This is a genomic window from bacterium (assembly GCA_035703895.1).
Lineage (GTDB): Bacteria > Sysuimicrobiota > Sysuimicrobiia > Sysuimicrobiales > Segetimicrobiaceae > Segetimicrobium.
In genome coordinates, this window is record DASSXJ010000145.1 from 1 (window position 1) to 20,456 (window position 20,456).

The 20,456-nt window shown below is 66.5% G+C and carries 18 protein-coding genes and 1 other RNA gene; 5 read left to right on the forward strand and 14 right to left on the reverse strand.

What is annotated here, in order from left to right; all coding sequences use genetic code 11:
* Positions 1-116: 116 nt before the first annotated feature.
* The 4 genes from ssrA to VFP86_09740 form a co-directional block, all read right to left on the reverse strand.
* Positions 117-467, reverse strand: a transfer-messenger RNA (tmRNA) gene (gene ssrA / locus VFP86_09725).
* A 65-nt stretch (positions 468-532) separates the two neighbouring features.
* Positions 533-994, reverse strand: a complete 462-nt coding sequence (gene smpB, locus VFP86_09730; protein HET8999912.1) for an SsrA-binding protein SmpB — start codon at positions 992-994, stop codon at positions 533-535.
* 34 nt (positions 995-1,028) lie between these two features.
* Positions 1,029-1,415 (reverse strand): PaaI family thioesterase, encoded by a 387-nt coding sequence (locus tag VFP86_09735; GenBank protein HET8999913.1) that lies wholly within the window; start codon positions 1,413-1,415, stop codon positions 1,029-1,031.
* Complete coding sequence (locus VFP86_09740) at positions 1,408-3,396, reverse strand: ABC-F family ATP-binding cassette domain-containing protein (GenBank protein ID HET8999914.1); 1,989 nt, start codon at positions 3,394-3,396, stop codon at positions 1,408-1,410. The genes VFP86_09735 and VFP86_09740 overlap by 8 nt, the downstream gene beginning before the upstream one ends.
* Before the next feature lie 106 nt (positions 3,397-3,502).
* Between VFP86_09740 and VFP86_09745 the strand changes: the two genes are divergently transcribed.
* Positions 3,503-4,354, forward strand: coding sequence for a hypothetical protein (locus tag VFP86_09745; GenBank protein ID HET8999915.1), 852 nt, complete (start codon positions 3,503-3,505; stop codon positions 4,352-4,354).
* A 25-nt stretch (positions 4,355-4,379) separates the two neighbouring features.
* On the opposite strand, the gene VFP86_09750 is transcribed toward VFP86_09745, so the two are convergent.
* The 7 genes from VFP86_09750 to VFP86_09780 form a co-directional block, all read right to left on the reverse strand.
* Positions 4,380-4,904, reverse strand: a complete 525-nt coding sequence (locus VFP86_09750) for a MogA/MoaB family molybdenum cofactor biosynthesis protein (protein HET8999916.1) — start codon at positions 4,902-4,904, stop codon at positions 4,380-4,382.
* Complete coding sequence (moaC, locus tag VFP86_09755; protein HET8999917.1) at positions 4,901-5,437, reverse strand: cyclic pyranopterin monophosphate synthase MoaC; 537 nt, start codon at positions 5,435-5,437, stop codon at positions 4,901-4,903. Before moaC ends, VFP86_09750 begins: the two co-directional genes overlap by 4 nt.
* Positions 5,427-7,007 (reverse strand): fatty acid--CoA ligase, encoded by a 1,581-nt coding sequence (locus VFP86_09760; protein ID HET8999918.1) that lies wholly within the window; start codon positions 7,005-7,007, stop codon positions 5,427-5,429. Before VFP86_09760 ends, moaC begins: the two co-directional genes overlap by 11 nt.
* A 90-nt stretch (positions 7,008-7,097) precedes the next feature.
* Positions 7,098-8,321, reverse strand: coding sequence for a gephyrin-like molybdotransferase Glp (glp, locus tag VFP86_09765; protein ID HET8999919.1), 1,224 nt, complete (start codon positions 8,319-8,321; stop codon positions 7,098-7,100).
* 85 nt (positions 8,322-8,406) lie between these two features.
* Positions 8,407-9,189 carry a hypothetical protein gene (locus VFP86_09770; protein ID HET8999920.1) on the reverse strand — a complete coding sequence of 261 codons (783 nt, stop codon included), beginning with the start codon at positions 9,187-9,189 and terminating at the stop codon, positions 8,407-8,409.
* A gap of 4 nt (positions 9,190-9,193) precedes the next feature.
* Positions 9,194-9,427, reverse strand: a complete 234-nt coding sequence (locus VFP86_09775; protein ID HET8999921.1) for a hypothetical protein — start codon at positions 9,425-9,427, stop codon at positions 9,194-9,196.
* A 198-nt stretch (positions 9,428-9,625) separates the two neighbouring features.
* A complete protein-coding gene (locus tag VFP86_09780; GenBank protein ID HET8999922.1) occupies positions 9,626-10,807 on the reverse strand; it encodes a glycine C-acetyltransferase in 1,182 nt (393 codons plus the stop codon).
* 211 nt (positions 10,808-11,018) lie between these two features.
* On the opposite strand from VFP86_09780, the gene VFP86_09785 reads away from it, so the two are divergent.
* Positions 11,019-12,404 (forward strand): plastocyanin/azurin family copper-binding protein, encoded by a 1,386-nt coding sequence (locus tag VFP86_09785; GenBank protein HET8999923.1) that lies wholly within the window; start codon positions 11,019-11,021, stop codon positions 12,402-12,404.
* Positions 12,405-12,449: 45 nt separating this feature from the next.
* The gene (locus tag VFP86_09790) at positions 12,450-13,481 is read left to right on the forward strand and encodes a sigma-70 family RNA polymerase sigma factor (protein HET8999924.1); all 1,032 of its coding nucleotides are present in this window, start codon (positions 12,450-12,452) and stop codon (positions 13,479-13,481) included.
* Between the two features lie 39 nt (positions 13,482-13,520).
* On the opposite strand, the gene tdh is transcribed toward VFP86_09790, so the two are convergent.
* The 3 genes from tdh to VFP86_09805 are packed head-to-tail and all read right to left on the reverse strand — an operon-like array spanning position 13,521 to position 17,622.
* Positions 13,521-14,576, reverse strand: coding sequence for an L-threonine 3-dehydrogenase (tdh, locus tag VFP86_09795; GenBank protein ID HET8999925.1), 1,056 nt, complete (start codon positions 14,574-14,576; stop codon positions 13,521-13,523).
* Position 14,577: 1 nt separating this feature from the next.
* On the reverse strand, positions 14,578-15,933 hold the full coding sequence (locus VFP86_09800; protein ID HET8999926.1) for a dipeptidase: 1,356 nt from the start codon (positions 15,931-15,933) through the stop codon (positions 14,578-14,580).
* Positions 15,934-15,939: 6 nt separating this feature from the next.
* Positions 15,940-17,622 (reverse strand): hypothetical protein, encoded by a 1,683-nt coding sequence (locus VFP86_09805; protein HET8999927.1) that lies wholly within the window; start codon positions 17,620-17,622, stop codon positions 15,940-15,942.
* A 267-nt stretch (positions 17,623-17,889) separates the two neighbouring features.
* On the opposite strand from VFP86_09805, the gene VFP86_09810 reads away from it, so the two are divergent.
* Positions 17,890-18,618, forward strand: a complete 729-nt coding sequence (locus VFP86_09810; GenBank protein HET8999928.1) for a response regulator transcription factor — start codon at positions 17,890-17,892, stop codon at positions 18,616-18,618.
* Positions 18,615-20,450: an ATP-binding protein gene (locus VFP86_09815; protein HET8999929.1), complete on the forward strand. Its 1,836-nt coding sequence runs from the start codon at positions 18,615-18,617 to the stop codon at positions 20,448-20,450. Before VFP86_09810 ends, VFP86_09815 begins: the two co-directional genes overlap by 4 nt.
* The last annotated feature ends 6 nt before the right edge of the window (positions 20,451-20,456 follow it).

Below are 20,456 nucleotides of genomic sequence, written 5' to 3' on the forward strand. Positions count from 1 at the left end.
TCTCGGTCCTTGAGCGGGTCGCGACTGACGTGATTCCTAAGCTGCGCTAGGCGAAGATCCGAGGCGACATCCTCGTCACTGTACCGGGTCAAGGCAGTTGGGTGCGGCGGGGTGCATGGTGGAGGCGGCGGGAATCGAACCCGCGTCCTGAAGCCGCGAGGGCAAGGCATCTACGCGCGTATCCTGCGGTTTGAATTCGCGGGGCCGGGCTCCCACAGGCAGGATCCCGATCTCGCTAGCTCTCTAGGTCTTAGCCGACTCTCCCGGAGCGAGGAGCATCGGAGCAGCCGACTGTTGACGCTCGACCCCCGCCCGCCGGCGATGCGGGGCGAGCGACGCTACTTAGTTAAGCAGCGTAAGCGAGCTGTGTGTCGGCGTGTATGCGCCGTCCAGTTGTTTAACGAGGACCTGGACCACCTCGGCGCGCCACCCTGCTTCTGCCTGCTCAGTCGAGACCTTTCGCCCCCATTCTTAGAAACAACTGATTTCAACGCTATTATACCATTATTGGCGAAGCCTCCTGGGCCGGGTGTTAGGACCGGCGCCTCGGGGTCCGTGCTCCCAGGTTCCGCGCGATTCGTCGCTCGGCCTCACGTTCCGCGATCCGCTCCCGCTTGTCGTAGAGATGCCGCCCGCGGGCGACAGCGAGTTCGATCTTGACGATGCCCCGGCGGAAGTACAATCGCATCGGGATCAATGTATAGCCCTTCTGATCCGTCTTGGCTTTCAGCCGGATGATCTCGCGGCGGTGCAGGAGCAGTTTGCGCGTCCGCAAGGGGTCGTGGTTGTGAATGTTTCCCTGGGCGTACGGATTGATGTGCAGGTGGTAGAGCCACACTTCGTCCCCGTCGACTCTGGCGAACGCGTCGGCGAGACTAACACGGCCTTCCCGAAGCGACTTGACCTCCGTCCCGGTCAGAACGATCCCCGCCTCGTGAGCCTCCTCGATCCAATACTCGTGCCGGGCCCGGCGGTTGGTTGCGACCGGCTTCATCTCTTGCTCCTTGACGGCCTCGGGTGCCACGGCTCTAGGGGTCCCGGAAGAAGGTGCCCGTGGCCTCGGCGAGCCGTGTTCCATCGGGCAACGCCAGCGCCGCCTCCGCCGTAAACAGCTTCGTGCGCTCACCCGTCAGCCGCGCGGTCACCACAACCCGCTGACCCACCGGGGTCTCCCGCCTGAAGCGGATGTCTAACCGGGCGGTGACAGACTCCCGGCCTTTCATGTGAAAGAGCTGAGCCATCGCGTCGTCCAAGGCCGCCGCCACAATGCCCCCATGCACGACTCCTTCATACCCTTGAAACTGGGGCCCCGGCGTAAATTCCGCCTGAACGGTGTCCCCGATCACCTTGAAATGAAGCCGCAGCCCGATCGGGTTACTCTGGCCGCAGGCGAAGCACCCGCTGCCATTACGCATGACTCGCTCCCTGGCGCCCTTCAAGGGTGGCGTAGAGCGACTGGAGGGCTGCGGTGACCTCCTCGTACCGCTGCAAGGTCTGCCGGGCGCGGGACGCATCGCGATACAATTCCGGATCGCCCATCAATCGGCTCAGATCTCCCACCTCCTGCTCTAGGACCGCGATCTTGTGCATGATCTCGTCTTCCGAGTCTTTCGGCTCCGGCGGGATTGAGCCAGACGATCCGTGTGCGGCGAGGGGGGCCTTCCGCGGCGGCCCGGCCTCCGCTCCGCTCCTGTCCCGAGCCGATGATGGTTTCCCCTCTCTGGGCGCTGCATTCGCCCCTTGCCCTTGTACCTCGGGTTTTTTCCCGGGGGGAGCCCCTGGGATGGCTCCGGTGAGCGCCTCACGATAACTATGGTAGGAACCCGCGATCGATCGCATGGCCCCGTCCCCAAGGAGCAGCAGCCGGTCTGCCAGCCGGTCGAGGAAATAACGGTCGTGGGTCACGAATATAATGGCCCCAGGAAACCCCCGCAGCGCCGATTCGAGCGCCTCCAGCGTCGTCAGGTCCAGGTGGGTCGTCGGTTCGTCGAGCAGCAGAACATCGGGCCGGTCCAGCACCAGTTTGGCCAGGGCGACTCGTCGGCGCTCCCCACCGCTGAGCTGCGCGACCTTCTTGTAGACATCGTCCCCCGAGAACAGGAAGCGCCCGAGCAGCGTCCGCACTTGCGCCGGGGGCACCGGGTGCGCCCCGAGGACTTCGTCGAGCACAGTTTGGTTCAGGTCGAGCGTCTCTTCGGAATGCTGCGCAAAGTAACCGATCCGCATCCCCGGAGCCGGCTCCACGTGCCCTGACGTAGGCTCCTCGCTCTTCGCGATGATCCTGAGCAGGGTCGTCTTGCCGGCCCCGTTCGGGCCGATCAGACCGATCTTCTCGCCACGGCGCACTTCGAAGCTCACACCCCGAAGCACCTCGACATCCCCGAACTTTTTTGTCACGCCTCGAAGCCGCAGGACCACCTGGGGATTCCGTCGCGGGGCTTCCAGCCGGATGGACGCGGAGCGATGCGTCCTCGGCGCAGCGACGGGCTGGATCTTGGCCAGCCGCTTTTCCCTCGACTTCGCCTGGCGGCTCTTCTGTCCGGCGTGGTACCGCCGGATGTAGGCCTTGAGGCTCTCGATCTCCTCTTGCTGACGCTCGAACGCCTCCCGTTGTTGGGCCCGCCGCTCCACACGCTCGATCACGTAATAAGAGTAGTTACCGGGGTACTCCTCGAGCCGGCCCTCCTCCAACTCGAGCGTCCGTACCGTCACGGCGTCGAGGAGGAATCGATCGTGGCTCACCAGCACCATGGCCCCCGCATATTGTTTGAGGAACGCCTCCAGCCACTCCTGACCGTCGAGGTCCAGGTGGTTCGTCGGCTCGTCGAGGAGCAGCAGGTCCGGGGCCGAGAGCAGCAGGCGCGCCAGGGCGGCCCGCGATCGCTGTCCACCGCTCATCGACGCCAAAGACTGGTGGAATTGCTCTGGACGAAACTCCAGGCCGCTGAGGGTACGGCGGACTTCCGCCTCATACGTAAATCCGCCTCGAGTCTCAAACTGGTCGCGAAGGCGACCGTATTCGTCAAGGGCGCCCGAGAGGCGTGTGTCGTCACGATGCACCTCGGGCGCGGCCAGCTGGGCCTCGAGGTCCGCGAGTCTGCGCTCAACCCCGGCCAGGTGCGCAAAGGGCGCGGCTGCTTCATCCCACAGGGTGCGGGACTCGTCGACGGCGGGATCCTGGGGCAGATACCCGACCGTCGCTCCCCCCGAGAGCGTCCGCTTCCCAAGGTCAGGGACCTCGAGTCCTGCCAGGATGCGGAGCAGCGTCGTCTTGCCGACGCCGTTCCGGCCGATGAGCGCCACTTTCTCCCCGGGCTCAAGGGCCAGAGACACGTTCGTCAGCACTTGAACGCTTCCGTAAGACTTTGTGAGATCGGCGGCGAGAAGCAGCGGCATCGGCATCTCGGGCCAAGAAGTCTAGAAAGGCCCGAACGAGTGTACTTTGAACTGATGAGGGCTGTCAAGGCGTCGGGCGTGCGCGCCGTGGCAGCGAAGGAGCCTGGTGAAGCAGGGATTTCGGGATAGCGCCGAGAAATGGCAGCGACCAATGAAGGGCGCCAGGGTTCTGGGGGTCGCCGTCCTCCTGACCACGATGCTCGCGGGATTGTCCCGCGTCGCCGCGGCTCCCGTTTCTGCGCCGGCCACCTGGGCGGTCCTCATCGAGTCCAACTCGTATCAGGGTAGATACGCTAATCTCCCGGTTGGATACATTAACTCCCGACGGATGCTCACCACCCTGCTTCGCCGTGGGTGGCTTTCGGACCACATCCTCCTCGTCCGTGACAGCCAGGATCGCGCCTTGTTGCATCATGCGACCGACTGGTTGGCGGCACGGGTCCGGCCGGACGACCTCGTGGTGTTCTATGTCGCAGGCGAGTACCAGTTCTTCGACAAGGATTTGATGTGGGACTCGACGTTCCCCGGGCTGTGGAAGCGTGTTCCGTCGTCGCAGCGGGTGCTGATCGTCGAGGCCTGCTATGCTGAGCGGCTCACCGCTGCGGTAAAGGGGATCCCGGGGATCGCCCTCCCGGCCGTCGGCCGCGATGAGTTGGACTGGTGGGGCCTCCGCGAAACCGACCGCTTGATCCGCGGAGGGACCTTCACCTACTTCCTCGCCCGCGCGCTCGAAGGGCAGCCCGCTGATACCCCGATGGACTTCGCGGCCGCGTTTGCCACGGCCGTGGCGGGCGCCCGAGAGTACTTCCGGACGGTAATCGCGACCACGCCGGGGGCGTTGAACTCCTACCACGCCAGGGGCGACTTCCCGGAGCACCTGGCGGCGTTCCCCAATCCTCATCTGGCCGAGGAGGCCACCGACCCAGCAGCATCGGCAGAAGCCCCGCCCAATCCGTAAGGCCTCAACGTTCTGGAAGAGACGTCTACGGGGTGTGCTCTCGCCCCCAGGGCATCTGTTTCTCTCGAAGCAGTTCAACCGCGTGGCGGAGGAGTGGCAGGATGACGGTCATCCATTCACGGACCCCCCGAGGACTTCCCGGGAGGTTCACGATGAGCGTACGCCCCCGAATGCCGGCGACCGCCCGGGAGAGCATCGCGAGAGGGGACGAAGCGGCCGTGGCCACCCGCGCCGCCTCGGGGATCCCCGGCACCATCCGTTCGATCACCCGCAGGGTCGCCTCCGGAGTCACGTCTTTGGGCGCCACCCCGCTCCCGCCGGTCGTCAAGACGAGATCGACACCCAAGGTGTCGGCCATGTCCGCGAGTGTCTTGGCGATCATGTCGAGATCGTCGGGCACGACCACGTGGGCGACTACCTCGCCGCCTTCCGTCGCGACGGTCTGAGCCAGAAACTGCCCGCTGTCGTTCTTTCCCTGACCGCGGCTGACCCGCTCGCTCGCCGTCAAGATGCCGCAGCGCACACCCTGCAGGCGCTTCACGTCGCTCATCGACGGGGCGCCCCACCGCGCTGCTGCTGCGCCCGAGGTTCTCGCCGCACGTACGTTCCCGATTTCCCACCGGACTTGCGGACCAGACGAAGGTGTTCAATCTGGATCCCGCGCTCGACCGCCTTAAGCATATCGTAGACCGTCAGCCCGGCGGTCGCGACCGCGACGAGCGCTTCCATCTCCGCGCCGGTACGGCCCACCGTGCGCACCCGCGCCTCGATCCGCACGCGGGAGGCACGTGGATCGGGCGTAAGGATCACCGACACCCCCGTCAGCGCAATGGGGTGACAGAGTGGAATCAGCTCCCAGGTCCGCTTGGCGGCGGCGATACCGGCGACCTGGGCTACAGCCAGGACATCGCCCTTGCGCGCCGCCCCGGTGGTGATCACGCGGAGGGTCTGTCGCGACATCGCCACTTCCCCCCGGGCGACGGCCTCCCGCACCGTCACCCGTTTGCCGCCGACATCGACCATCCGGGCCCGCCCGTGCCGGTCGAGGTGGGTCAGACGGCGGCCTGGGAGATCAGTGGACACGCTTCTCGTACCCACGCCAGTAGGGCTCCCGCAGCTCATGCTTCATGATCTTCCCGGTGCCTGTTTTCGGTAGGCTCTCGCGAAACTCTATCGAGCCGGGGATTTTGAACCCCGCGAGATGGCGCCGGCAGTACGTCAAGATCTCCTCGGCGGTGGCGTGTTGTCCGGGCTTGAGAACCACCAGGGCCTTCGGCGTTTCCCCCCACCGCTCGTCGGGGACCGCGATCACCGTGCACTCGAACACGGCGGGATGAGCGCAGAGGGCCTTCTCGATCTCGACCGATGAGATGTTCTCCCCACCGCTGATGATGATGTCCTTGATGCGATCCACGATCGTGACATACCCCTCAGCGTCGATGACCGCCATGTCTCCCGTGTGGAACCAACCGTCCCGCACGACCGCGGCGGTGGCCTCAGGATCCCGATAGTAGCCGTCCATGACGACGTTGCTCCGCGCGACGATCTCGCCGACGGTGACGCCATCGGCCGGTACGTCCCGTCCCTCGCGGTCGACGACCCGCATGTCGACCCCGACCACTTCGAACCCGGTGGTCGACCGCCGGCGAAGGTCTTCGCTGACCCCGCCGCCGAGATGGGCTTTGGGGAGCGCCTTCGACAGCAGGGGCGAGGTCTCGGTCAGGCCGTACCCGACAACGCAGAGACAGCCGAGTTTTTCTTCCATCGCCTGGATCAGACTCGGGGATGCCGGCGCGCCACCGCTCACCGCCCGCCGGAGGCTCGTCAGGTCGAAGGTCCCGATCGTGGGCTCGTTGACCAGCATGTTGAAGATGGTCGGGACGCCGAGCAGGATCGTGATCCGTTCACGCTCGATCAATCTCAAAATCTCCTGCCCGGCGATTTTTCGGAGCATCACGTGGGTGCCGCCGACCGCCGTCAACGCCTGCGGCGTCCCCCACCCGTTGACGTGGAACAGCGGGACGACGTGGAGGATTCTGTCCGCATCGGACATCCGGTTCGCCATACTGAAGATCAGCGCGTGAAGGGCGAGGGCCCGATGCGTCAGGGCCACGCCCTTGGGACGCCCGGTGGTGCCGCTCGTGTAAAACAACTCGCAGACGGCGTTCTCGTTCACCTCAAGGATGTCCGGCCCCGGGTCGGGCGTCGCCCGGGCCAGCAAGGTTTCGTACTGGTGGGCCTCAGGATCCTCACCCTCCACGATGATCAGGTGCCGCAGCGATTTGAGTTGTGGACGCACACGATCGACCAGTGCCTGAAAATCGCGGTGATAACAGAGGACCGCGGCCCCGCAATGGTCCAGCACGTAGGCGATCTCGTCGGTGGACAGGCGGATGTTGATCGGGGTGAGCACGCAACCGGCCTGGACGACTCCGTAGTAGGCCTCAAGCAGATGGTGGGTGTTGTACGAAATGAACGCCACCCGGTCCCCCGAGGCGACGTCGAGCGCCCGGAGAGCCCCGGCGAGACGGTCGGCCCGCTCCCCGAACTCCCGGTATGTAAATCGCCGTTCCCCGTCGACGACCCCGGTCTTGTCGCCAAAATTTTTCACCGCCCGCCGTTTGTAATCGAGCGGCGTCAGAGGAACGAACATCGCCCATCCCTCCCTTGCCTTCAAAGATCGCCAGGTCGGCTTGCGTAGGTTCTTCGCGCAGCCGATCGCGGCCCGCGCGACGCGCCACGGCTACGGCTCGAAGAGCTCGACGGCGACGTTCTCTCCTTCGGCGACGCCATCCCGGTCGGGGGGGACCACGATGAGCCCATCGGCCCGGGTCATCGTCGTGATGATTCCCGACTTGCCGAGTTGAGGGATTGCCCACAGCGTACCCTCGCGCTCCTCGAGGGTCACGCGAACGTGATCCTCACGCCCTCCGGCCGATGGGACACGCCGTCCCATTCGAGCGTGCACGATCCGCCCGAGATCACGGGGCGGGGTCCGCCCCGCCTGGGCCCGGAGCACGTTGCGGACGAACACGTCGAAGATCACCATCCCGCTCACAGGGTGGCCGGGGAGCCCGATGACCGGCGTCCCATCGACGACCCCCAGGATCGTCGGCTTCCCCGGCTTGATATTCACTCCGTGGACGATGATGCCAGGTTTTCCCATGGCGTTGATCGCCCACGCCACGGCGTCCTTTTCCCCAACCGAGCTACCCCCGCTGACCAACACGAGGTCGGACGTCGCCCGCGCCGCCTCGAGCGTTCCGAACAGCCGCTCGCGGTCGTCCGGAATGATCTCGTAGATGTGCGGGACGCCGCCTTCCTGCTGGACCAAGGCGGAGATCGTGTAGGTGTTGATGTCCCGCACCTGGCCGATGGCCGGGCGGCGGTCTGGAGGGATGATCTCATCCCCGGTTGCCAGCACGGCTACGCGCGGCTGGAGACACACCTCGATCTCCGTCACCCCGATCCCGGCAAGCAGACCGACATCTTGCGGCCGAAGCCGGGTCCCCTGGTGCAGGACGAGATCTCCGCGGCTGACATCCTCGGCGCGGCGGATCACATTCTCACCCAGCGTGGTCCCGCGCGTGGCTTCGACCGTCCTCCCGTCCCGAAGCCGGGTGTCCTCCAGCATGATCACGGCGTCGGCGCCCTCGGGAAGCATTCCGCCGGTCGGGATTCGGGCGGCTTCTCCGGGGCGGATAGCGAACTCCGGCGGCCTCCCCATCTCTACCTCACCAATGACCTCCAACAACGCGGGGTGGTCCGCGCTGCGCACCGCGTACCCGTCGACGGTTGATTTATCGAACTCGGGGAGGTCCTCGGGTGCCACCACGTCCGCGGCCAGGACGCGGCGGTAGGCTTGGCGGAGCGAGACGCGTTCGGTCCCCCGAGGCCGAGGCGTGTAGGCTTGGGCAAATCGGACGGTGGCTTCTCGAGGCGTGATGACCTTCAGGAACTCGGGCATCGCAGTACTCAGTATAGCACCTACCCGCGCGGCTGCATCCGGCGGCAGCTGTTCGGGGAGGCGCGAGAGGGCTGCGGCCTGTGCGCTACGCGTGAAGCCGGGAACCGTAGGTGTTCAGTTGATGGTGGATGATCCGACAGGATTTCGCATCGGAGAATCTGAGCTCGGCGCCATCCCGACGGGACGTCACCGTTCCGCTCCCCACCCCCCAGTATCTTTGGACCATCGAATTGATCCGGGCAAGGACGGCCGGCGCTCCTCGAACCGCGAAGCGGCCCGTGCTCCCATTGTTCGAGGCGTGGATCACCGAGCGGTCCCCATCCACATATCCGCGGATGAACGGAATGGCCAGTTCGGCCGAGAGATCGTCGAGCAAGGCCGAATCATCCCCGTGAAGATCGGAGGGAACACCCCATGGGAAGAGCGCCTTGCACAAACTCGGATCGCGCAGATACGCCTGCCACCCCTCGATGTTACTGTAACAGTATTCGCACCGAACGTAGTCGGTCGTGAGATCCGCCATGAAGGTCCCGACGTATTCTCGGGACAGCTCGCCGAGCGTCACGACGAGCGTGAGCGAGGTTCCCTGCCCCAGGATGCGGCCGGTTGCCATCAGGAATCCCAACCAGTACACGTGGACATCCGCAGAAGCCGTCCCCGGGACGTCCGCGTGTCCCAGCAGCAATTGTACGGGGTCGGAGATGCGCACGTGCTTAATCGGTGCAAGGATGCGCTCCACCGCGGCAATGGGAAGTTGTTGGAGATCGGCGATCTCCTGCGGACTCTTCCCTCTGCGCGCGGCAGTACGAACCTTGATGGTCTGGTCACGCCATTCGAGAGCCTGCTCGGTCGGGGCCCGGAGATACATGGCGCTACAACCCTTGCCGATCTAAGTAATCGCGGCCCCAGCGTGTAATCGCCGCCAGCCCCGACCCGTTTCTGTTCCGAGCCCAGGTCGCGAGCCCATAGTCCTTGCAGGACAAGAGTTGCCGTTCCACCGTCTCCCGGGACAGGCACAGGGTCTCGATGAGGCCGACGCTGTCGACGCCCTCCGGTCGATCTCGGAGCGACAGCAACACGCGGTTGCGATCATTGCTTGAGATCATACGACAACTCCTCGCTCCCCAGGCGATTGATCCTCGCCGGGTGCCGTTCTCAGGAAATGAGCGGATGTCCCTTGCCTGGCATTCAGAGGGTCGGAAGAATCTCGGGCTTCGAGGCGCGCGTCCCCTTCCACTAATACCTTACCATCAGTGTACGCCATCGCCGCGGGAAAGTCACGTTCCCGCGATCTTGCCGTCTTCTTACCGGATCAGACCCGATTCGCGGCCCACACGCCGGAACACTTCGAGCGCCTGCGACAGATCCTCGCGCGTATGCCCGGCGGTCACGATCGTCCGTACCCGGGCCTTGCCGCGGGGAACGGTCGGGAACGCGATCCCGAGGGCGAAGACCCCCTCCTCGAACAAGCGGTCCGAGAACTGAATCGCCAGCGCCTCGTCGCCGATCATGACCGGGGTAATCGGGGTTTCACTCATCCCGGTATCGTAGCCCAGCCGCTGCAGGCCCGCCCTCAAGAACCGCGTGTTCTCCCAGAGCCGTTCAATGAGACCCGGCTCCTGCTCGATCAGGTCGAGCGCGGCGATGGCTGTCGCCGCCACCGATGGCGGGTGTGACGTGCTGAACAACAGCGGCCGCGCCCGGTTCATTAGATACTCGATCAGGCTGCGGCTTCCCGCCACGTAGCCGCCGAGGCACGCCCAGGCCTTGCTGAGGGTCCCCACCTGGATATCCACCATCCCATGGAGGCCGAAGTGCTCGACGCTGCCCCTGCCCCCCGCGCCCAGCACCCCGCTCGCATGGGCATCGTCCACCATCATAATCGCTCCGAACTCACGAGCGAGCGCGGCGAGGTCCCCGAGCGGTGCAATGTCCCCATCCATGCTGAACACCCCGTCGGTGATGACGAGCACGCGCCGCGCGTCTCGTGAGTCTTCGAGGCACCGGCGGGCCGCCCCGAGGTCCTTGTGCGGAAAGATCTTGCGTTCCGCGCCGCTCAACCGGCAGCCGTCGATGATGCTGGCGTGGTTCAACTCATCGCTCACGACGACGTCTTCGCGCCCAAGGATCGCCGCCACGGTCCCCGCGTTCGCGGCGAACCCCGACTGGTAGAGCAGCGCCGCCTCCGTCCGCTTGAATCGCGCGAGCCGTTCCTCGAGGACCTCGTGGATCGTCATGTTCCCCGCGATCGTGCGAACCGCGCCGGAGCCGACCCCGTACTCGTCGATCGCCAGACGCGCCGCGTCTTTCAATCGTGGGTGCGACGCCAGCCCAAGGTAGTTGTTCGAACAGAGGTTGACGACCCGCCGGCCGTCGTAGGTACACACCGGGGCTTGCTCCCCCTGCAGTTCCCGCGGCCACCGGAACACGCCCCGGTCACGCAGCCCCGCGATCTCGTCGTCCAGGAACGCCAGGGGATCGGTCATGGGTTGCCTCTCGTTCACTAGTTCGCCTCCCGCCTTCGACGTCTCCTCCAACACAGGCCGGGGATGGTGCGCGCCCCGACACGCGGGGAGCGCCCGGGGCCGTCCAATCCAAAATGCCCATTCCGGTGTATAACTGACTGGACAGAGAAATCGGATCCGGGTCGGTGATCTGGCTTACGGGTCCAAATACATCGTTCGGAGGACCATCCGCATGCAGCACGCCGGCTCCAGCCCCGACACATCACGCTCACACGGACGCGGGGGGCAGCGTTCCGGCCGCCTGGTCTCGCTCGCCCTCGTGGCCTGCCTGGCGATGACGGCCTGGGCCGGCGCGGCCCCCTCCCCCACACTCGCCGCGATGGGCCATGCGCCCAAAGCGTACATAGGGCTTTTCAATGATAACGCCGTGGCCGTGCTCGACACCGGGACGAACCGCGTCCTCTCGACGATCCCGATCCCCGCCGGCCCGCACGGCCTGGTGATCTCGCCCGACGGGCGACGAGTGTACGCGAGCAGCGATGGCTCTTCCACGGTGAGCGTCATCAGCGCGGTGACCGACCGCGTGGTGAGCAGTATCGAGGTAGGCAAGTCCCCGCACGGGCTGGCCATCAGCCGGGACGGCCGCCAGGTCCTGGTTGCGGTGTTCGGGGCCAGCCAAGTCGTCGCGATCGACACCGTGCGCAACCAGGTCGTCGCCAGGATCCCGGTGGGAAATCCCCACAACATTGCCATCAGCCCCGATGGGCGGACCGCGTACGTGGCCGCGCAGCAGCCGGGCTCCAGCGCGCTTGCGATCCTCGACCTGACAACCTACCAGCAGGTGGGGACCGTGCCGCTGGCGGCGACCCCGCGCGCGTTGAACTTCAGCCCGGACGGCAAGGCGCTGTATTTTACCCTCGCCGGTTCCGCCGCCGTCCAGGTGCTCGACCCGACGCGTAACCAGATCGTCGACCAGATCCAGGTCGGCGAGTCGCCCCACCATCCGTTCGTCACCGCGACGGGAGAGTACGGTCTGGTCGTCGTCCAGGGACCCGGCCAGTTGGCGGTGATCAATCCTGCGAGCCGGAAGGTCATCGGGACCGTCGCTGTGGGCAAGTTCCCGCATTGGGTCGGGACGACGTCTGACGGGGACACCGCGTATGTGACCAACGAAGGGGCGAATACCGTCTCTGTCGTGGACATCGAAAAGCAGAAAGTGCTCGCCACGATCCCGGTCGGGAGCGCGCCTCGGAAGATCGTCGTCCAGTCGGGAACGGCCACCAAGGCCGACCGCACGCAGATCCAAGCGTCGCTCGCGCCGATGGCGACGGCGGCGCCCGCGCAGGCTTCCCCCACTCCGGCGGGCGGGGCCGGGGCCGTGAAGATCGCGAACTTCGCCTTTGCGCCCGCTGCGATCATGGTGGCACCGGGCACGTCCGTGGTCTGGACCAACGGCGACGTCATTCCTCACACCAGCACCGGCACGGACAAGCAGTGGGACTCCAAGCCGATCCAGCCGGGCTCGAGTTTCAAAGTGACCTTCGACAAGGCCGGCACCTACACGTACGGGTGCACGATACACCCGTTCATGCAGGCGACCGTGGTCGTCAGGAATTAGACGATGCCCGCAGATCGGCCCTGGTGGGTGAGGCGCGGCAGACAGATGGAACCGGTCCGAGCGACTTCCGAGCGTCGGGACGCCACCGACGAAGAGCTGATGCAGCGACTCGCCGCCGGCCACCAAGATGCCCTCGGGCCCCTCTATACTCGATACGCAACTCGGATCTTCGGACTCGCGTCGCAGTCGCTTGAGCGCCAGGCCGCCGAGGAGGTCGTCCAGGACGTCTTCCTCGCGGTCTGGCGCAAGGCCGAGACGTTCGAGCCCGAGCGTGGGACGTTTCGGCCGTGGGTGTTCCAGATCGCCCACCACCGCGTCCTCAATGAACTCCGGCGCCGAAGCCGCCAGCCCGCGCTGGACCCCGATCCCGAATGGGAGCGGCTGAGCGCGATCCCCGATCCCGGACTTACCCCCGAGGAGGCAGCCGGACGCGCGGAGGACCGCGCCCGGCTCCGCTCCGCGATGGAGAATCTCCCCCCGGCGCAGCGCAGCGCCCTGACCCTGGCCTTCGGCGAGGAGTTGAGCCACGCCGAGGTGGCCAAGCGCCTCGATCTTCCCTTGGGCACGGCGAAGACACGCATCCGGGCCGGCCTCGAGCGGCTGCGGGCCGGCCTCTCGCCGGCGGCCGCGGCACTGGTGATCGGCGCAATCGGCTTGGCGGCGCTCGGAGGGATGTGGTACCGTTCCGACCTGGCCGCCCGGGCGCGAGACACCCGTGCGCTTGCCCTGCTCACGTCGAGCGAGACCGTCGCCATCCGGCTGACACCCGCCCCAGGCGTCCCGGCGGCGACCCATGCCGTCTACCGCGGCCAGCCAGGGGTGACGATCGCGGTGCTCACCTTCGACAAGTTCCCGCCGGCGCCTCAGGGACACACGTACCAAGCCTGGGTGCGGCACGGCACCAGGTGGATCTCGCTCGGGACCGCCCGCCCGGACGTAGAGGGCGACGCCCGCCTGATCGTCGAGGGACCAGAGCTGGCAGCGCTGCCGGATGCCATCGAGGTCACACGCGAAGCTGCGGGCGGGAGCCAGGTCCCCACGGGACCCGTGATCGTGCGCGCGGAGCCGACACGGTAGGGATGAAAACGATAAGGACTGTCGGACGGAGGGCGGCGCTCAGCTCAGAGCGCCGTCCTCCACGGTGAGGATCACCTTCCCGCACTTACCGGAGCGCATGAGGGCGAACGCCTCTGCGAAGCGCCTCATCGGGAGCCGATGGGTGATCACCGGTCGAATGTCGAGGCCCGAAGCCAGCAACGCAGTCGCCTCGTACCAGGTTTCCCAGAGCCGCCGGCCAAAGATGCCGTGCAGGCGGACCCCCTTGAAGATGACGTCGTTGGCCAGGTCGAGCTCGACCGGCCGTCCTGGGAGGCCCAGCAGCGCGCCGAACCCGCCGTTTCGCAGCGCGGCCAAGCCGGTGCGCAGTCCCTGCGCGTTCCCGGAGAACTCCAGCAGCACATCCGCGCCGGCACCGTCGGTCAGACCGCGGACGGCCTTGGGGATGTCGGTCGATCTCGCGTCCAGGACGTGATCGGCGCCCATCCGGCGAGCGAGGCGCAGGCGGTACGGGTTGACGTCGACGGCAACGACCGGAATGGCGCCGGCCCTGTGCGCGATGAGGATCGCGCACAGGCCGATCGGCCCGCAGCCCATCACAATGACCGACCGCGTGCCCAAATCGGTGGCCAGCGCGGTGTGTACCGCGTTTCCGAAGGGGTCCATCGATGCCGCGACTTCGACCGGGGTCCTGGGAGGCATGCGCCAGGCGTTCTGGGCGGGCAGCGTCACATATTCGGCAAACGCCCCGTCCCGATCCACCCCGATGATTTGAAGGGCCTCACAGATATGGGCTTCGCCCCGGCGGCACAGGTGGCACCGCCCGCAGCTCACGTGCGACTCGCCGGAGATGAAATCCCCACGCGAGACGTCGTGGACATCCGGCCCGACCTGCACCACGGTCCCGCAGAACTCGTGCCCGATGATGCAGGGGGGATGCATCCGGGATGCCGCCCACGGATCCCACCCTTCGATGTGGAGGTCGGTGCCGCAGATGCCGCCGGCGCGCACGCGCACCAATACTTCGCCGGGCCCCGGTGCGGGCACCGGCACCGTGCGGATCTCCAACCCCGGGCCGGCGGCGGGCTTGACGAGCGCCCGCATGGTCCGGCGCATGTTAGGACAGCCGCTGCATGAACCGGACGACGGTCTCGATCCCCCGGTAGAAGTTCGGGAGATGGAACTTCTCGTTGGGCGAGTGTAGGTTATCGTCAGGCAGGCCAAACCCCATGAGGACGGGGAACGCGTGCAGGACGTTCTGGAACTCGGCGGCCACCGGCACGCTCCCACCTTCGCGCAGGTACACGGGCGCGCGGTGAAAGACTTCCTCAAGCGCCGCAGCCGCGCTCTTGAGCGCCGGGGCGTCCGGCGGGAGCGCGAGCGGTGCGCCGGAACCCAGGAGCCGGATCTCCGCCGCAAGCCCCGGCGGCGTCAGACGCTGCACCTTTCGGGTAAATGCGCGGAGTACCGCCTGCGGACGCTGGTCGGGCACGAGGCGCATGCTGATCTTCGCGGTCGCGCGGGCGGGGATGACGGTCTTGGCGCCCGGTCCGGTGAACCCGCCCACGATTCCGTGCACCTCAAGGGTGGGACGCGCCCACCGGCGGTCGAGGATGCCGTAGCCTTCCTCCCCGGGCGCCTCGGAGACCCCGAGATCATTCAAGTACGCTTCCTCGCGAAAGCCGAGCTGATCCCACGAGCGCCGCTCGGCCTCGTCCGGCGGGACGACCGCCGCGTAGTATCGCGGCACCGTCACCCGACGCTTGCGATCCCGGAGCCCCGCGATGATGTGAGCCAGGCCCTCCAGGGGGTTCGGGGCGGCGCCCCCGTAGATACCGGAATGGAGGTCCCGGTTGGCCCCTCGAAGTTCTACCTCGGTGTAGATCATCCCCCGGAGGCCCGTGACCAGGGCCGGACGCTCAGGGGCGAAGAAGCTGCCATCGCACACGAGCGACACGTCCGCCCCCAGCAGCTGACGGTGCTTCTTGATGAACGGGAGCATCCGCGGACTGCCGATCTCCTCCTCCCCTTCCACGAAGAACTTCACGTTGATCGGAAGTCGGCCATCCGTCTTGAGCAGCGACTCCACCGCGCAGATCTGCACGAACAACTGCCCTTTGTCGTCCGAAGCGCCGCGGCCGTACAGGGCGTCCTCCCGCTGGACCGGCTCGAACGGCGGCGAGGTCCACAGCTCCAGTGGATCGGGAGGTTGGACGTCGTAATGCCCGTAGCAGAGGAGCGTCGGACGTCCCGGGGCGCCCATCCACTCCGCGTAGACGGCGGGATGATGGTCGCTGGGCATGACCTTGGCGGCGAGCCCCGCGTCTGTGAGACGACCCGCCGTCCACTCGGCCGCGCGGGCCAAGTCGCCATGATGCTCGGGCAGCGTGCTGATGCTCGGGATGCGTACGAATTCCTTGAGCGCCTCAAGGAATCCGGCGTGGTGCTCCCGCGCGTAGGCAATCGGATCCATGGGCCGTCAGGCGGACACGCCCTCGAGGGCATTCCGGTAATCCTCGAGGGTCAACCGCACATCGCCGTCGCGGAGATTCAACGCGTAGGCGATCATTCGCATCGTGAGGGTCACCGCCTCCTTGAGTCCGTGCACCTTCGGATCCGTCGCGAGGATGGTGTTGAGATCGTAGCAGCGACACGCCTGGTGCAGTATCCTGAACAAGGCCACTTCTTCCGCCAGCGTCTCCGGCACGTCCTGGTGACGCATCATGGCCGCGGACAACGACTCCGCGGTGCCCCCGGCCGCCGCCACCTCTGTCTCGAGGCGATCGATGAACCGGCGCTCCACCTCGTCGTCAACCGCGCGGTACGCGTTATAGGCGGTTTCTTTCTTGTGATCGGGCGTCTCCCCCCGCAGGAGTCTCCCGATGAACTTGCCCAAAGACAGCGATTCGAGGATCGTGTGGTCGCGCAGATCGCGCTTCAACAGCATCACGTTGGCCAACTGCGTCGGCGCCATCGGATTGGTGACCACCCGATCCGGCGGCAGGATCCTCGTAATGTCCAGCATCGCCCGTCCGTTGTCAAACGCGATCAGGCGGGCGAGCAGCATGCGCACCTGTTCCCGCCCCATCATCTGAAAGGAATCCCCCGCCGGCCCGGGATCTCGCAGCACGTCGTCGACCAGGCCGTCCAGCTCGGCGGTGTGGTCCCGGATGAACCTCGCCGTGACATCGGGCACGTTCTCGAGCCGGGATCGTCCCATCTCGTACGCCGACAGCGGGAAACTGCTCACCAGGTTGGTCCTGAGGTAAAAGATCTTTTCGCTCGTGTACGCGTAGGCCTCAACCGGCTGCCCCATGTCGAGCGCGGTCAGCGGGACGGTCACCTCCCGGTTCTCGAGATCCTGACCCCGCACCGCGCCCCCGTCGGCGCGATGCCCCTCCAACCACCGGAACACACGGTAGCCGCGGACCGCCGACCCGTTCGCCGGCATGACTTCAAACGGAGCGATCCGCCGTCCGTCCTGGGTGGCGTACGTATACCGGACGTACACCCAGTCATCGGAGTGAAATCGCGTGTTGGGGTAGGTCGCTTGCAGCCCGTAGGACGACGTGCTCTTGCCGGTCCCTGTGGGGGCGATGTAGAGCACCCCGCGACCATCCTTCTCGACACATGCCCCGTGGATGCTGTGGATCCCCCACTCCTCGGCCAGCACCCGCCCCACCGCGCCGAGGACCCAAGACTTCAACTGCCCGTAGTAGGACGTGTTGAAAAAAACGATCGTGTTCGTCCGACGGCTGAAGTAGGCGGCCTCGGGCTGCTCGGCGACGCCGCCCAGCGCATAGACGGTCACCTGGGGCTGCCGGGGGGGCGTCAGTCCTGTGATCGTCTGCCACTCCTCGGGGCTGTACCAGTTGAGGATCCACATTGCCTGCAGGTGGGGAGAGTTGGTGATGGCGCGGACGCGGACCCCATGGATGATGACGTCGTGCAGCGCCAGCGACTCCTTCCCGGCGTAGCGCACGATGTGTTCCACCGCGGCAGAGACCAGTTCATCGCGGCGTCCCTCGATCCGATCGATGCTCTTGTCGTGGACGGCCGTGCGCGTCTTCGTCCGTGTGGTGGTATTACTCGTGCCGATCGGGGTCCCCGGCCATTCAGGGGCGTTGGCGTTGGGCGCGGGCGGAAACGTGAACGACTCCACGCAAGAGCCTCCTCATGGGAAACGCGCAACCGGCGTCTCGACCGGCCAGCCGGCGCGGGACGGGGTAAGGTAAACGTACGATCGTTCGGTTCTGCTTTTCGACAATCTTCCACCACGCCCCTTCCCCAGGCCGGACGCGGCCTGGCGCGCAGCCGTGCAGGGCCGCGCCGAGGGCCGCGTTACGATTCCGACACCGATTTGTGACAGTCCGCGCACAGTGTCCCGTGAGAATGCTATCATGACAAGTGAGGACGTGGGGAGCGGACCATGATGCAAACTGTCTCAAAGACCGACGCCCAGCCGGGCGGCCGGATCCTTGTCGTGGACGATGAACCGCATATCGTGGAGCTCGTCCGCTACAACCTCGCCCAGGAAGGGTTCGAGGTCTCGATCGCCTACGATGGGCGCGACGCCATCGAAAAGGCCACGAAGGACACCCCCGATCTGGTGATCTTGGATCTCATGCTTCCGTATGTGGACGGTCTGGAAGTCTGCCGCCACATCCGGAGAGAGTCCTCGGTCCCGATCCTAATGCTCACCGCCAAGCACGGCGAGCAGGAACGCGTCGTGGGGCTGGAGCTGGGGGCGGACGACTACGTGACGAAACCGTTCAGCCCGCGCGAACTGGTGGCGCGCGTCCGCGCCATCCTGCGGCGAACGGCCCGGGAGAAAGAACGCCCCTCGGCGACCCCGGTCGGGATCGGCGGCCTCGTGCTGGATCCCACCACCCACGAGGTCCGGCTCCACGGCCGGACGATCGATCTCACCACGAAGGAGTTCGACCTGCTGCAGCTCCTGCTGAGCCATCCGAACCGGGTGTTCACGCGGGACTTCCTCCTCGAGCACATCTGGGGATACGACTACTTCGGCAGCACGCGGACCGTGGACATGCATATCAGCCGGCTCCGGGAAAAGATCGAAGACGACCCCAACACCCCGACCTACATCATGACGGTGCGGGGGGTCGGCTATAAACTGAAGAAGGACCAGGGATGACTCGCTTTCGGAAGCCCAGCGGGAGCCTGCGCTGGAATATCACCGCGAGCTACCTCGTGCTCGTCATTTTTTCGCTGGCGGTGGCCGCCCTGGTATTGATCCCCGCGATCACCCAGGTCTACTCGGGCGACTACAAGCGCGACGTGCTCAACGAAGCCAAGACGGTTGCGCGGATCCTTGAATCCCGTGAGGTCCAAGGCGCGGGCCTGGCGCGCCTCGACGAAATCGCGAACCAGTCCTCATGGCGGGAAGGCGTGTACATCGGCGTAAAGGACGTCACGGGGCGGCCTCCCGACACGGGGCGGTGGGCCGGACGGCGCGACGGCCCGATCGCCCCCGAGATCGCCGCCGCTCTCGCCGGCACACCCACCGCGATCATTCGTCCCGAAGGGCCCGGCACTGAAAGCCGGGAGCCGCGGATCTACGCGGCCGCCCCGATTCGGGCGGCGGGCGTGATTGTCGGTGTGGTGCAGGTGAGCGTACCCCGGCTGTGGCTCGACCGGGCGCTGCAAAAGGTTTGGGTGGCGCTCGGAGAGGCCCTCCTGGCCGGCGTCGTCGCTGCGCTGCTCCTCGGCGCCTGGAGGGCTCGGGCGATCGCCGCCCCGGTCCTGGAGCTCGCCCGCGCGGCCAAGCGGATCTCGACGGGCGATCTCGCCGCGCGCGCGGAGATCCGCAGCCGGGACGAGATCGGGCAACTCGGTGAGACGTTCAATGCGATGGCCGAGGAGCTTCGCGCAAAACTCACCGCGATCAGCGAAGAGCGCAGCAAGATCGAGACGATTATCTCGAGCATGAGCGACGCGGTGGTGGCCGTGGACCTGCACGGGACCATCCTGCTGCTCAACCGGTCCGCCGAGGACCTCCTCGGGCTCGCGCCGGACGCCAGGGGACGGCGTCTCACGGAGGTCTCGGCCAACCACCCGTGCTGGCGGTGCATCGAGACCGCCGCTCGCGAAGGCCGGGATATCAGCGAGGAGTTCAGCCCCACGCCACTCGAGGACCGGATCCTCGACCTGCACGCCGCGCCGCTCCGCGGTCCGGATGGGGACGTGGCCGGCGCCGTCGCGGTGGTGCGGGATGTCACGGATCTCCGCCGTGCGGAGCGGCTCCGCCGCGAACTCACGGCCAACGTCTCCCACGAACTCCGGACGCCCCTCACCTCGATCAAGGGGTTCGCCGAGACGCTGCTCGGTGGCGCGATGGCCGATGAAGCGGCGTGCCGCCGATTCCTGAGGATCATCGACAGCGAGGCCACACGCCTGATGAAGCTCGTGGACGACCTCATGGATCTCTCGCGCCTGGAGGCGCGGGTGGTGTCGATGGATCCCTCCATGGTGCGCGTGGACGAACTCGTGGCGGAGGTCCTGAGCCGCATGCGTCTTCAGGCGGAGCAGCACCGGATTGCCCTCCGCGCCGCGCGGACGGACCCGGTGGCCGCGCTGGCCGACCGCGATCGAATCCTGCAGGTGATCACCAACCTCGTGGACAACGCGATCAAGTTCACGCCCGAGGGAGGGACGGTTGAGGTATCGGTGGGGGCCACCGCGGCCACGGCCATCATCACGGTCACCGACACCGGGCGGGGGATCCCGGCCGACGACCTGACGAGGATCTTCGACCGTTTCTACCGAGTCGAGCGCTCCCGCTCGCGCGGGGCCGGAGGCACCGGGCTGGGGCTCGCCATCGCCCGGCATATCGTGGAGGCGCACGGCGGCCGGATCACCGTCACAAGCCGGATCAACGAGGGGAGCACATTCCAGGTGACGCTCCCGCACGTGAGTGCGCGGCCCGCCGAGGTCGCGGACTCCGCCGTGACGCTCCCGGGCGCGTAATCGGGG

Excerpts from the sequence above, each read along its gene's own strand:
- VFP86_09760 (HET8999918.1), bottom strand. The coding sequence starts at position 7,007 with ATGTTCGTTCCTCTGACGCCGCTCGATTACAAACGGCGGGCGGTGAAA.
- VFP86_09785 (HET8999923.1), top strand. The coding sequence starts at position 11,019 with ATGCAGCACGCCGGCTCCAGCCCCGACACATCACGCTCACACGGACGC.
- VFP86_09815 (HET8999929.1), top strand. The coding sequence starts at position 18,615 with ATGACTCGCTTTCGGAAGCCCAGCGGGAGCCTGCGCTGGAATATCACC.
- VFP86_09735 (HET8999913.1), bottom strand. The coding sequence starts at position 1,415 with ATGCGTAATGGCAGCGGGTGCTTCGCCTGCGGCCAGAGTAACCCGATC.
- tdh (HET8999925.1), bottom strand. The coding sequence starts at position 14,576 with ATGCGCCGGACCATGCGGGCGCTCGTCAAGCCCGCCGCCGGCCCGGGG.
- VFP86_09800 (HET8999926.1), bottom strand. The coding sequence starts at position 15,933 with ATGGATCCGATTGCCTACGCGCGGGAGCACCACGCCGGATTCCTTGAG.
- VFP86_09770 (HET8999920.1), bottom strand. The coding sequence starts at position 9,189 with ATGTATCTCCGGGCCCCGACCGAGCAGGCTCTCGAATGGCGTGACCAG.
- smpB (HET8999912.1), bottom strand. The coding sequence starts at position 994 with ATGAAGCCGGTCGCAACCAACCGCCGGGCCCGGCACGAGTATTGGATC.
- VFP86_09790 (HET8999924.1), top strand. The coding sequence starts at position 12,450 with ATGGAACCGGTCCGAGCGACTTCCGAGCGTCGGGACGCCACCGACGAA.
- VFP86_09810 (HET8999928.1), top strand. The coding sequence starts at position 17,890 with ATGATGCAAACTGTCTCAAAGACCGACGCCCAGCCGGGCGGCCGGATC.
- VFP86_09780 (HET8999922.1), bottom strand. The coding sequence starts at position 10,807 with ATGACCGATCCCCTGGCGTTCCTGGACGACGAGATCGCGGGGCTGCGT.
- VFP86_09750 (HET8999916.1), bottom strand. The coding sequence starts at position 4,904 with ATGAGCGACGTGAAGCGCCTGCAGGGTGTGCGCTGCGGCATCTTGACG.
- VFP86_09740 (HET8999914.1), bottom strand. The coding sequence starts at position 3,396 with ATGCCGCTGCTTCTCGCCGCCGATCTCACAAAGTCTTACGGAAGCGTT.
- VFP86_09775 (HET8999921.1), bottom strand. The coding sequence starts at position 9,427 with ATGATCTCAAGCAATGATCGCAACCGCGTGTTGCTGTCGCTCCGAGAT.
- glp (HET8999919.1), bottom strand. The coding sequence starts at position 8,321 with ATGCCCGAGTTCCTGAAGGTCATCACGCCTCGAGAAGCCACCGTCCGA.